Origin of the sequence: Streptosporangium amethystogenes, from assembly GCF_000721075.1 — a bacterium.
Classification (GTDB): domain Bacteria; phylum Actinomycetota; class Actinomycetes; order Streptosporangiales; family Streptosporangiaceae; genus Streptosporangium; species Streptosporangium amethystogenes.
This window is the reverse complement of the sequence record NZ_JOEQ01000047.1, coordinates 30,775-43,172: the sequence shown is the minus strand read 5'-3', so window position 1 is coordinate 43,172 and position 12,398 is coordinate 30,775. Positions and strand designations below refer to the sequence as shown.

10 protein-coding genes are annotated in these 12,398 nt (G+C 69.2%); all 10 read left to right on the top strand.

Annotated features, from left to right (window positions below):
• Positions 1-361: 361 nt before the first annotated feature.
• Positions 362-1,654, top strand: coding sequence for a bifunctional folylpolyglutamate synthase/dihydrofolate synthase (locus IG98_RS0139590; protein WP_051753521.1), 1,293 nt, complete (start codon positions 362-364; stop codon positions 1,652-1,654).
• Between the two features lie 49 nt (positions 1,655-1,703).
• Entirely contained in the window at positions 1,704-2,042 is a 339-nt protein-coding gene (locus IG98_RS0139585) for a DUF4233 domain-containing protein (protein WP_030924813.1), read from the top strand.
• Between the two features lie 11 nt (positions 2,043-2,053).
• Entirely contained in the window at positions 2,054-3,892 is a 1,839-nt protein-coding gene (locus tag IG98_RS0139580) for a hypothetical protein (protein WP_030924811.1), read from the top strand.
• A gap of 91 nt (positions 3,893-3,983) precedes the next feature.
• Positions 3,984-4,394: a nucleoside-diphosphate kinase gene (gene ndk / locus IG98_RS0139575; protein ID WP_030924808.1), complete on the top strand. Its 411-nt coding sequence runs from the start codon at positions 3,984-3,986 to the stop codon at positions 4,392-4,394.
• 191 nt (positions 4,395-4,585) lie between these two features.
• Positions 4,586-5,617 carry a rod shape-determining protein gene (gene mreB / locus IG98_RS0139570; RefSeq protein WP_030924806.1) on the top strand — a complete coding sequence of 344 codons (1,032 nt, stop codon included), beginning with the start codon at positions 4,586-4,588 and terminating at the stop codon, positions 5,615-5,617.
• Positions 5,617-6,525: a rod shape-determining protein MreC gene (mreC, locus tag IG98_RS0139565; protein ID WP_037972517.1), complete on the top strand. Its 909-nt coding sequence runs from the start codon at positions 5,617-5,619 to the stop codon at positions 6,523-6,525. The genes mreB and mreC overlap by 1 nt, the downstream gene beginning before the upstream one ends.
• A 4-nt stretch (positions 6,526-6,529) precedes the next feature.
• Complete coding sequence (mreD, locus tag IG98_RS0139560; RefSeq protein ID WP_030924800.1) at positions 6,530-7,057, top strand: rod shape-determining protein MreD; 528 nt, start codon at positions 6,530-6,532, stop codon at positions 7,055-7,057.
• 47 nt (positions 7,058-7,104) lie between these two features.
• The gene (mrdA, locus tag IG98_RS0139555) at positions 7,105-9,168 is read left to right on the top strand and encodes a penicillin-binding protein 2 (RefSeq protein WP_051753520.1); all 2,064 of its coding nucleotides are present in this window, start codon (positions 7,105-7,107) and stop codon (positions 9,166-9,168) included.
• Between the two features lie 79 nt (positions 9,169-9,247).
• Positions 9,248-10,411, top strand: a complete 1,164-nt coding sequence (gene rodA / locus IG98_RS0139550) for a rod shape-determining protein RodA (protein WP_030924795.1) — start codon at positions 9,248-9,250, stop codon at positions 10,409-10,411.
• Positions 10,412-10,466: 55 nt separating this feature from the next.
• Positions 10,467-12,377: a TIGR03960 family B12-binding radical SAM protein gene (locus IG98_RS0139545; protein WP_030924792.1), complete on the top strand. Its 1,911-nt coding sequence runs from the start codon at positions 10,467-10,469 to the stop codon at positions 12,375-12,377.
• Positions 12,378-12,398 lie beyond the last annotated feature (21 nt).

Genomic DNA, 12,398 nt, shown 5'->3' with positions numbered 1-12,398 from the left:
ATATGAGGGCCCTCACCTTTCGGTGAGGGCCTTCGTGCTTTCCCGGGGGAGTTTCGTTCCCGGGGCCTCACCACGCGGTGGGGCCTTCCTGTTTTCCGGAGAGCTTTCGGGGAGGGGTTTTTAAGCCTCGACCGGCTGGTGGGAGCCCTTGCTCTGGAATCCGGGCCGTCAGCCGATGATCCTCCTACCTTCCAGGAGAGTTCCGAAAGGCCGGGGCTCTGGCCGGTGAGAGCCTTTCCATTGAAAAGCGCCACACCAGGTGCTGGGGCCCTTTTTCGCGTTGAGGGTACTCGTGTCCGGAACCTGACCGGGACGTCAGTAGGCTGGAGGCGTGGACTATCGAGCGGTTGAACAAGCGATCATGCAGCGCGGAGTCGAGTGGAACTTCGAGCCCAGCCTCGACAGGATCGCCGCGCTTGTGGATCTGCTCGGTTCCCCGCAGCACTCCTATCCCGTCGTGCACGTGGCCGGCACGAATGGTAAGTCCAGTACGACCCGGATGATCGAGGCGCTGCTGCGCGAGCGTAATCTGCGTGTCGGCCGGTTCACCAGCCCGCACCTGGTCTCCATGCGCGAGCGCATCAGCGTGGACGGCGCTCCACTGAGTGAGGAGCGCTTCGTCGAGGTCTACGAGGACATCGCGCCCTACCTGGAGATGGTCGACGCTCAAGGGCGACGGCTCTCCTTCTTCGAGACCCTCACCGCGATGGCGTTCGCCGCGTTCGCCGACGCCCCCGTGGACGTCGCAGTCATCGAGACGGGAATGGGCGGCATCACCGACGCCACCAACGTCGCGGACGGCGCTGTGGCGGTCATCACGCCCATCTCCCTCGACCATGTCGACTACCTCGGGCCCGACGTCGAGACGATCGCGGGGGAGAAGGCCGGCATCATCAAGCCCGGGGCGACCGCCGTGCTCGCGCAGCAGGAGCTTCCCGCAGCAGAGGTGCTGATGAGGCAGGCGGCCGAGACGGGCGCCACCGTGGCACGCGAGGGGCTGGAGTTCGGAGTGCTGGGCCGGGAGCTCGCCATCGGCGGGCAACTGCTCCGGCTCAAGGGCCTCAAGGGGACCTATGACGACATCCTGCTTCCCCTGTACGGCGCCCACCAGGCGAGCAACGCCGCCTGCGCCCTGGCCGCGGTCGAGGCGCTGACCGGCGGGGACGAGCCTCTCGACACCGAGCTGGTGCGGCAGGCGTTCCTGGGGGTGCGTTCGCCCGGCAGGCTGGAGGTGGTGCGCCGAGGCCCCACGGTCATCGTCGACGCCGCGCACAACCCGGCGGGGATGCGGGCCACTCTGGACGCGGTGCACGAGTCCTTCGACTTCGCGAAGCTCATTGGAGTGGTGGCGGTGTTCGAGGACAAGGACGTCGAGGGCATCCTGGAACTGCTGGAGCCGATGATGGACGAGATCGTGGTGACCCGGAACTCCTCGCCAAGGTCCATGGACGTGGACGATCTCGCCGCGCTGGCCGAGGAGATCTTCGGTCTCGACCGGGTGCACCAGGTCGAGCGGTTGGACAGTGCGATCGACAAGGCGATCGGCATGGTCGACGCTCTGGGAGAGTTCAGCGGTGCCGGGGTGTTGATCACGGGTTCCGTGGTCACCGCCGGCGACGCGCGGCTCCTGCTCAAGGCAGATGAGACGCGATGAGCGGTGAGTGTCGGCGGCCGCCGGCCGGGCGACTGAGGAGGAGCGAGAAATGATCACGGTCACTCCGGGCATGAGGCGCCTCTGTGCCAGCGTGCTCGGCATGGAGGCCATAGTCGTCGGGCTGTTCACTCCGGTGGCCATCAACGTCCAGGGCGTCGAACCGGCCGTCGCGGCCACCGTCGGGCTGGGTCTGGCGCTCCTCTGCGTGTTGGTCATCGGCCTGCTCAAGCGGCCTTTCGCCTACGTCGCGGGAAGCCTGATCCAGGTGCTCGCCATCGCCTCCGGCTTCATGGTCCCGACCATGTTCCTCCTCGGAGTGATCTTCGCCGCGCTGTGGATCACAGCGATATTCGTCGCTCGCCGTGTCGAGGGCGTGACTTCTCGCTAAAGTCGGCCAACATGGCCGTCCCTCCCATCCAGCCGACCCGGGCAGTGGGCGCCGGGCCCACGGGCCTGGTGCGCGCACTCCGTGTCTCGTTGATGCTCGACGTCGTCCTCGGACTGCTCGTCGCGGTAGTGCTGCCGTTGGCGATCGTCGCGATCCCCAACACCATCTCGGTGGTCGCCGCCCTCCTGCCGCCGGAAGTCTCGCAGATAGCGATGATCAGGGCGCATGGGCTGGCGCTCCCCGCGATGGTCCTGACCATGCCGGTGGCCGCGGTGCTCGTACGCCGGGTGCGGGCGGCCCCGATGATGGTCGCGGGGCTGGCCCTGCTCGCCTTCGCGGACGCCGCCGGCGGCTATGCGGGGTCCACGATGCTGGTAGGGGTCCTGCGGGTCCTGCACGGTGTCGGCGCGGGCTTGCTGGTCCCCGCCACCCTGATGGCCGTCTGGGGGCGCTCATCGTTCCTGCGGGCGCTGTGGGCGGCCACGCTGGCGGCGAGTCTCCTGGCCGCACAGGCGCTCGCGCTCTGGCCCCTCGACCAGGTCGACTCCTGGCGCGTCACCCTGCAGCCGTACCCGATGCTCACCGGGGTGGCGCTCGTGCTGGCCGCGCTCTACCTCGTGCTGTGGCTGAAGGACGGTGAGAGCACTGCCGGTCCGGGCGCGGTCGTCACGGCACGCGGGCGCACACTGTGGGCGGTCGTGCCCGCCGCGGGCGTCGCGGCCCTCGCCCTGGGCAGCACGTTCAACTGGTCGGCGAGTCTCGTGATCCGCGCGGCCCTGGTGTCCGTCGTCGTGCTGCTCGCCCTGGCCTCCTCGGGAGCCTCACTGGGGGCCGCCGGCCGCGCGCCGGCCTACGCGATGGTCGCGGTCGGCGTCGTTGTCCTGCCCACCGCGGCCCAGGTCACCTACGTCGAACTCGGCGGGCTGGGAGGTCCGGGCCTGTCCGGCCTCTGGTCGGCTTTCGCGATCGCCACCGTGGTGGCCCTCCTGGCCGCCGCGCTGACGAACCGGCTGGGCGCCACGGCCATGCCCATGGTCACCGCCGGTGGACTGGTGGTGGTGGTCGCGGGCCTGTGTGCGGTACGGCTGTTCCTGCCCGCTCCGGGCGGGCTCGCGCTGATCCTCCCGTTCACGCTGCTCGCGGGCGGCGCCTCGGTGGCCCTCACCGGCGCGTTGCGTTCCTGTGCCGAGGAGGCCGCGCTCCTGGCGCTGTCGCTGTTCTTCCCCGCGGTGCTGGCCGGATTCCTGCTGGGCAGCGGTGTCCAGGTCGCCCAACTGCGGGAGGCCAAGACCCCGCAGGCGCTGGTCGACGGGTTCGTGGACGCTCTGCACCTGTGGGCACTGATCGGGGGCGGCCTGGTGCTCGTGGTGATCGTGCTCGCTGCCGTGCTGGCCCGTCTCCTACCGGGGAGTCCGGATAGCCCGCCGGATGCCGGTACGGCGGGCACCTCGCCGGCGGCGGGCACCGCCTCCGGGCTGGTGCCCTCTCCCGCGGGGGAGATCGATCCCGCCGGCGGTGCGTGGCAGGAGGCCGTCACGCGAGGGCAGCCGGGGCCCACGGTGGTGCGGCCACGCTCCGAGGCGGTGACCGGTTCCCACACGCCGGCCCGCTCGAAGCCGGAGACCGGGCCCGAGCGCGGGCCCGAGCGCGGGTCTGTCGCCGCGGCCGGAGGAGGTACCGGAGCCGGCAAGGGCAACAGGTCCAGGCCTCGTCACGAGCCGGACCGTGTTCCCGAGCGGGACCCCGACACGGAGCCGGAGCCGGAGAAGGTGGTCGCGCCGCCGGTGGTGGTGCCGCCGCCCGCGCCCTCCCCGGAGGACGGCCCGGGGAGCGGTCCGGCCCTGCGGTGACTTCGCCGACCACGGGAAAGCGCGTGAAGGGCGGTAAACTTCGCGCGATTACCGCAGTCAGCGACCCATACGTGTTCGAAGGAGAACCTCAGTGTCCGAGCGCACCCTTGTCCTGATCAAGCCCGACGGTGTGGCGCGTGGTCTCATCGGCGACGTGATCGCCCGTGTCGAGCGCAAGGGTCTGAAGGTCGTGGCGCTGGAGCTGCGCACCCTGGACGTCGACACCGCCAAGACGCACTACGCCGAGCACTCCGAGCGGCCGTTCTTCGGTGAGCTGGTGGAGTTCATCACCTCCGGTCCGCTGGTCGCGCTGGTGCTGGAGGGGCCGCGCGCCATCGAGGCCTTCCGCTCCCTCGCCGGCCTGACCGACCCGGTCAAGTCCGCTCCCGGCACCATCCGCGGTGACCACGCTCTGGAGATCGGCGAGAACGTCGTCCACGGCTCGGACTCCCCCGAGTCCGCCGCAAGGGAGATCAAGATCTTCTTCCCGGATCGCTTCTAGACGCCCGCTTTTATCGTGTTTGTCGGGCCCCGCCGTCCTTCTGGACGGCGGGGCCCGACCTGTTTGGCTAACCCAAGATTTTGCTGCGGTAGGCCGGCTCATTGCGCTCAAGGGTGGGTGCGTCACGTTACGATTCGAGTGCGTTCCGTAGTTTTCGCCGACGACCTGACGGAAGGAGGCCAGCCTTCCTCATGGGCAGCAATCTTGCTTTTTTGGGCCGTGACATGGCAGTCGACCTCGGCACCGCGAACACCCTCGTGTACGTCAGAGGGCGCGGAATCGTGCTCAACGAGCCGTCCGTCGTAGCGATCAACAGCATCACTGGGAAGATCGTGGCCGTTGGCATCGAGGCCAAGCGGATGATAGGCCGCACTCCAAGCAATATCATCGCCATCCGTCCGCTTAAGGACGGCGTCATCGCCGACTTCGACGTCACCGAGCGCATGCTGCGCTACTTCATTCAGCGGGTGCACAAGCGCCGCCATTTCGCCAAGCCGCGCATCATCATCGCCGTGCCGAGTGGGATCACCGGCGTCGAGCAGCGGGCGGTCAAGGAGGCCGGATACCAGGCGGGTGCCCGCAGGGTCTACATCGTTGAGGAGCCGATGGCCGCCGCGATCGGCGCTGGGCTCCCCGTGCACGAGCCCACCGGCAACATGGTGGTCGACATAGGCGGTGGCACCACCGAAGTGGCGATCATCTCGATGGGCGGCGTGGTCACCAGCCAGTCGATCAGGGTGGGCGGTGACGAGCTCGATCAGGCGATCATCGCCTTCGCGAAGAAGGAGTACTCGCTGATGCTCGGCGAGCGTACCTCCGAGGAGATCAAGATGGCCATCGGCTCCGCCTGCATGCTCCCGGAGGAGAGCCATGCCGAGATCAGGGGACGTGACCTGGTCAGCGGTCTGCCGAAGACGATCGTGGTGTCGGCGGCCGAGATCCGCAAGGCCATCGAGGAACCGCTCAACGTGATCGTCGACGCGGTCAAGACCACACTTGACAAGTGCCCGCCGGAGCTCTCCGGAGACCTCATGGACCGGGGGATCGCCCTCACCGGAGGCGGGGCGCTCCTCAAGGGCATGGACGAGCGGTTGAAGGCCGAGACCGGCATGCCGATCCACCTCGTCGACAACGCCCTCGACTCCGTGGCGCTGGGCACGGGCAAGTGCGTCGAGGACTTCGACGCCCTGCAGCAGGTCCTGGTTCCCGAGCCGCGGCACTGATGAAGGACACCCGCCGGGCACGGGTCAACCTGGGGCTGCTGTTGGCCGCCGCGCTCGTGCTCGTGACCATCGACCACCGTTCGGCCGCGCAGTCCCCGTTCGGGCCGCTCCGCATGGTCGGCACGACGCTGTTCGGCACCGCGGAGAGTGTGGGGTCGGGGATCGTGCGGCCGGTCGGCGAGTTCTTCGAGACGATGACCGAGGCTCCTTCCGCGCGTGGACGCATCGAGGAGTTGCTCGCGGAGAACCAGCGGCTCAAGAGGGACCTGGTGGCGCAGAGCCTCGACCGGGGGCGTTCGGAGGAGCTGCGCAAACTGCTCGGAGTCTCGGGCGCCGGCGGATACAAGATCCTGCCCACCCAGGTGATCGCTCGGCGCGGGGCCCCCGGGTTCGAGGAGGCCGTCGAGCTTGACGTGGGGCGCGCCGACGGGGTGCGCACCGAGATGACGGTGCTGAACGCCGACGGCCTGGTCGGCAGGGTGATCCACGTGGGCGCGTCCACCTCGACCGTGGTCCTGCTCAGCGACCCCGCCTCAGCGGCCGGAGCCCGGCTGGAGGGAAGCAACGAGATCGGAGTGGTGCACGGGGTGGGGGAGAACGGCCGCCTGGTCCGCTTCCGGTTGCTCGACTCGACCGCGCCCATCATCCCCGGCCACCGCATCGTGAGTTTCGGTTCCCAGCGCGGTGCACCGTACGTGGCGGGGGTGCCGATCGGAGTGGTGGAGCGGGTGGAGGCCACGCCGGGTGAGCTGACCCGCATCGCGTACGCGCGGCCGTACGCCGACCTCACCGCGCTGGACGTGGTCGGCGTGGTGGTGCAGGCGCCGCGCCGCGACCCGCGTGACGCGGTGCTCCCCTCCGGCCCGCGAAAGGCGGCCCCTCCGCGCTTCCAGCGAGAGGGGGTCTGACGGGATGGGGCGTAACGCGATCTTCGTGGCGCTGCTCCTGGGAATCATGATTTTCCAGGTGACCATCGTCAACAGGCTGCCGCTGCCGGGGCAGGCCGCGCCGGATCTGGTGCTGCTCGCCGTGGTGGGGTACGCGCTGGCCCGTGGGGCAGCGGCGGGGGCGGTCATGGGTTTCGCCGCCGGGCTTCTGAGCGATGTGCTGCCACCGGCCGCGCACCTGTTCGGGCACCACGCGCTGGTGCTCTGCCTCGTCGGTTTCATCGCGGGACGCGCGGTGGAGAGCCACCCGGGGGCGGGGCCGCTCGCGGCGCTGGCCTGCGCGGTCGCCGGTCCGGTGATCGCGGTGGCGACCGGCGCCCTGCTGGGAGACCCGCGGACCGGCGTGTCCATGCTCACGACCGCGCTGCCGCAGGCGGTGCTCTACAACCTGCTTGCCGCGTCGCCGGTGGTGTGGGTGGTGCGAAGGCTCGTCTGCGGGCCGGAGCCGCGCCCCGTCCAGGTGCTCGGATACGTCATGCGGAGCCGCCTGTGAGGCATCTCGTGCTGGGGAACACGTGAGCGGTGGTGGGAGGAGCGAGCATGGGCCTGATGCGGGGGCGGCTGGTCGTGGTGCAGTTGCTGGTGGTGTCGATGCTGGCGTTGCTCACCGTCCGGCTCTGGCAGGTACAGGTGGTGCGTGGCCCGGAGTACGTGGTGGCCGCCACCGAGACGCGCACACGCGATGTCGTCGTTCCCGCGGTACGCGGGCAGATCCTTGACTCGACGGGACGTCCGCTGGTCCGAAACCGGACCACGCTGGTGGTCTCGGTCGACCGCACCCGCTTGAACCGGATGGAGGGCAACGGCAAGGAGGTGCTCGAAAAGCTGGCCGCCGTGCTCGGCCGTCGCCCCGCCGAGCTACGGGAGCGCATCAGGGCATGCGGGCCAGGGGTCACCCGTCCCTGCTGGCCGGGCTCCCCGTACCAGCCGATCCCCATCGACGCGGATGTCACCACGCGCGAGGCCCTGCAGATCCTGGAACGGCAGGAGGAGTTCCCCGGGGTCACGGCCGAGGTGCAGGCGGTACGGGAGTATCCGAGCCGGAGCGCGGGAGCGCAGGCGCTCGGCTACCTGCAGCCGATCACGCAGGAGGAGCTGAACAGGCGCGACGGGCTCAGGGCGGCGTTCTCCGGGGTCGACCTGGTGGGAAGGGACGGCCTGGAGTCGGTCTACGACGTGTCGCTGCGGGGGACGCCGGGGATGCGGCGGGTGCAGGTCGACCGGCTTGGCAAGGTCATCGGGGTGGAGCAGCACGTGTCTCCGGTGCCGGGCGACACGCTCATCACCAGCATCGACTCCAGGGTGCAGGCCACGGCGGAGAAGGCGTTGGCCGAGGCGATGAAGGGCGCGCCCACGGCCGACGGCGCGGCGGCGGTGGTGCTGGATGTGAAGACGAGCAGGGTCATCGCTCTGGCCAGCGCGCCGACGTACGATCCGGCGATCTGGACCGGGGGAATCTCCGAGGCGCAGTACCAGCGCCTGCTGTCGGGCAAGGCGGGCAAGCCGTTGGTCTCCCGGGCGATCAAAGGCGAGTTCGCGCCTGGCTCGACCTTCAAGGTGTCGTCGGTGGCGGCGATGCTCAAGGACGGCTACCCGCTGCACGGCCAGTACGACTGCCCGGGCTCCTTCATGGTGGGCGACCGGCCGTTCAACAACTTCCGGGGTATCGGGCTGGGAACGCTCACCCTGCACATGGCGCTGGTGAAATCCTGCGACACGATCTTCTACCGGGCGGCCTACGAGCAGTGGCTGCGCGACGGCGGGCTCAATCCCAAGGGGAGGACCAAGGAACCGATGGCGGCCATGGCGCGCGCCTACGGTTTCGGCCGCCCCACCGGCATCGACCTGCCGGGTGAGTCGGCGGGACGGATCCCTGACCGGGCGTGGAAGAAGACGCTCTGGTCGGCGACCAAGGACACCAACTGCAAGCGGGCCAGGACCGGCTACCCGGAGGTGGCCAGAAGCAGCCCCAGCAGGGCCGCCTTCCTCAAGCGGCTGGCGTACGAGAACTGCCTGGAGGGGTACCAGTGGCGGCCCGGTGACGCCGCCAACTTCTCCATCGGGCAGGGCGACGTGCTGGTGACGCCGCTGCAGCTGGCGGCGGCCTACGCGGCGCTGGTCGGGGACGGCAGGCTGCGCAGCCCCCGGCTGGGCTGGGCGCTGGTGCGTCCCGACGGCACCAAGGTCAAGGAGATCGAGGTGCCTGTGGTGGGCAGGCTGCCGCTCTCACCGCGGGAGCGGGCCTACATCAAGGGGGCGTTGAGCGAGGTCGCCTCCGACGGCACCGCGGCCGGGGCCTTTGTCGGGTTTCCCATGAACAAGGTCAAGGTCGGCGGAAAGACCGGCACCGCCGAGGTTTACGGCAAGGCCGACACGTCGTGGTTCGCCTCGTTCGCCCCGACGGACAAGCCGCAGTTCGTGATCGTCGCCATGGTGTCCCAGGGCGGGATGGGCGCCCAGACCGCGGCTCCGGCGGTGCGGAAGATCTACGAGGGCATCTTCGGGTTCAAGCCCGACGGAAAGCCGGCCTCCCCGATCCTGCCGGGCGGGCGTCCGGTGAGAGCGCTTCCGGTGATCGCGAAAGACGGGACGGTGGCGCGATGAGGTCCGTTGGGGCATCGGTGACCCCGTCCGCGATGCGATCCGTGACGGCGTCGGCGGTGACGTCCGCCAGGAGGGCGGTGTGAACCGGGTGGCGGCCGTGCCGCCGAGGACGTCCCTGGCCGGCAGGACGGTGGCGGCGGCCGCCGCGGTGGGCCGGATGGACGGGGTGATGCTGGTCGCCGTGGCGGCCCTGGGGGTGATCGGCACGATGCTGGTCTGGTCTTCGACCAGGACATGGGCGGCCGGCTCCACCGGACTGGTCAAGAAGCACGTCCTCAACCTCGTCATCGGGGCCGTGCTGGCCGGTACGGCCGCGATGCTGGACCACCGGACGCTGAGAACCTTCGCGCCGCTGGTGTACGGCGTGACGCTGATCGGGCTGCTTCTGGTGATCACACCCCTCGGCAGCACGGTGAACGGCGCACACTCGTGGATCATGCTGGGCGGTGGTTTCGCGTTCCAGCCCTCGGAGTTCGCCAAGCTCGGCCTGGTGCTGATGCTCGCCATGCTGCTGGCCCAGCCCGCCCGCGGCACCGACCGGCCGAGGAGTTTCGACGTCGTGATCGCGCTGGTGGTGGCCGCCTTCACCATGGGGTTGGTGATGCTCCAGCCCGACCTGGGAACCACGATGGTCATCGGGGTGATCACGGCTGGTGCGATCGTCGTGGCCGGCGCCCGCAAGCGCTGGATCGGCGGGCTCACCCTCGGTGTGCTCGGCGCGGGGGCGGCCGTGTGGTTCCTCGACATCCTGGAGCCGTACCAGATCGCCCGGTTCACCGCGTTTCTCAACCCGGCCAGCGATCCGCGCGGGGTCGGCTACAACAGCACCCAGTCGTTGATCGCGATCGGGTCCGGAGAGGTGTTCGGCAAGGGGCTGTTCGGAGGTGGCCAGACCACCGGTCGCTTCGTGCCCGAGCAGCACACCGACTTCATCTTCACGGTGGCGGGGGAGGAGTTCGGTTTCCTCGGTTCGGTCACCGTGGTGGCGCTGCTCGGGGTGATCCTGCTGCGGGGGGTGCGGATCGCGCGGGAGTGCGAGGACCGGTTCGGCGCGTTGGCGGCCGGGTCGATCGTGTGCTGGCTGGCCTTCCAGTCGTTCGTCAACATCGGGATGACGGTCGGGATCATGCCGATCACCGGTCTTCCCCTGCCGTTCGTCTCCTACGGCGGTACCGCCACCTTCGCCAACATGATTGCTTTTGGGATACTTCAGGCGATTCACATGCGGCGGCAGTCTTTCTAGCATCGGCATTGGTGACTGCCTATGGCACTCTCTCCAGGCGGATATTCTTGATGGCATGTCTGTCGAGTCGTTGTTTCCCCGTCTGGAAGCGCTCCTGCCCAGAGTGCAGAAGCCGATCCAGTATGTCGGAGGTGAGCTCAACTCGACCGTCAAGGACTGGGACGAGGCGACGGTCCGCTGGGCGTTGATGTATCCGGATGCCTACGAGGTCGGTCTGCCCAACCAGGGCGTCCAGATTCTCTACGAGATCCTCAACGAGCTGCCGGAGACGCTGGCCGAGCGGACCTACGCGGTCTGGCCCGACCTGGAGGCGCTCATGCGCGCCGAGGGCGTGCCTCAGTTCACGGTCGACGCGCACCGTCCGGTACGGGCGTTCGACGTGCTCGGTCTCTCCTTCTCGACCGAGCTCGGCTACACCAACATGCTGACCGCGCTGGATCTGGCGGGTATCCCGCTGGAGGCGTCGGAGCGGGGCGACGATGATCCGATCGTCCTGGCCGGCGGTCACGCGGCGTTCAATCCCGAGCCGATCGCCGACTTCCTCGACGCCGCCGTGCTGGGCGACGGAGAGCAGATCGCCATCGCGATCACCGAGGTCATCCGCGAGTGGAAGACCGAGGGCTCGCCCGGCGGGCGCGACGGGCTGCTGATGCGGCTGGCCGAGTCCGGTGGGGTCTACGTGCCGAAGTTCTACGACGTCGACTACCACCCCGACGGCCGTATCCAGCGCGTCGCACCCAACAGGTCGGGCGTGCCGTGGCGGATCCACAAGCACACGGTCATGGATCTGGACGAGTGGCCGTACCCGAAGAAGCCGCTGGTCCCGCTGGCCGAGACCGTGCACGAGCGGTTCAGCGTGGAGATCTTCCGTGGCTGCACCCGGGGATGCCGGTTCTGCCAGGCCGGCATGATCACCCGTCCGGTGCGTGAGCGCTCGATCACCACGATCGGCGACATGGTCGAGGCGGGCGTGAAGGCGTCAGGTTTCAACGAGGTCGGCCTGCTGTCGCTCTCCTCGGCCGACCACTCCGAGATCGGTGAGGTCGCCAAGGGGCTGGCGGATCGTTACGAGGGCACCAACACCTCGCTCTCGCTGCCCTCGACCCGGGTCGACGCGTTCAACATCGACCTGGCAAACGAGTTCTCCCGCAACGGCCGACGCTCCGGTCTGACGTTCGCCCCTGAGGGCGGCTCCGAGCGGATGCGCAAGGTGATCAACAAGATGGTCACCGAGGAAGACCTGATCAGGACCGTCACCACCGCGTACACCCAGGGCTGGCGGCAGGTGAAGCTCTACTTCATGTGCGGCCTGCCCACCGAGGAGGACGTCGACGTCGAGGGCATCGCCGACCTGGCCAAGAAGGTCATCAAGGCCGGTCGAGAGGCCACCGGGTCGCGCGACGTCCGCTGCACGGTCTCGATCGGCGGCTTCGTTCCCAAGCCGCACACCCCGTTCCAGTGGGCCGGACAGGCCGACCACGAGACGGTCGACCGCAGGCTCAGGGCCTTGAAGGAGGCCCTGCGCGGTGACAGGGAGTACGGCCGGGCCATCGGCCTGCGCTACCACGACGGCAAGCCCTCGATCGTGGAGGGCCTGCTGTCGCGGGGCGATCGCCGGGTCGGGGAGGTCATCCGCGCGGTGTGGGCGGCCGGCGGCCGGTTCGACGGCTGGAGCGAGCACTTCTCCTACCAGCGCTGGATGGACGCCGCGGCCAAGGTCGGCGTCGACGTCGACTGGTACACCACCCGCGAGCGCGAGGAGAACGAGGTCCTGCCCTGGGACCATCTCGATGCCGGTCTCGACCGCGAATGGCTCTGGCAGGACTGGCAGGACGCGGTCAACGACGTCGAGGTCGAAGACTGCCGATGGACCCCGTGCTACGACTGCGGCGTCTGCCCCACGATGGGGACGGAGATCCAGATCGGGCCCACCGGGAAGAAGCTGCTGCCACTGACGGTTGTCTGAGGTAGGCGGTGTGTGAGCGCC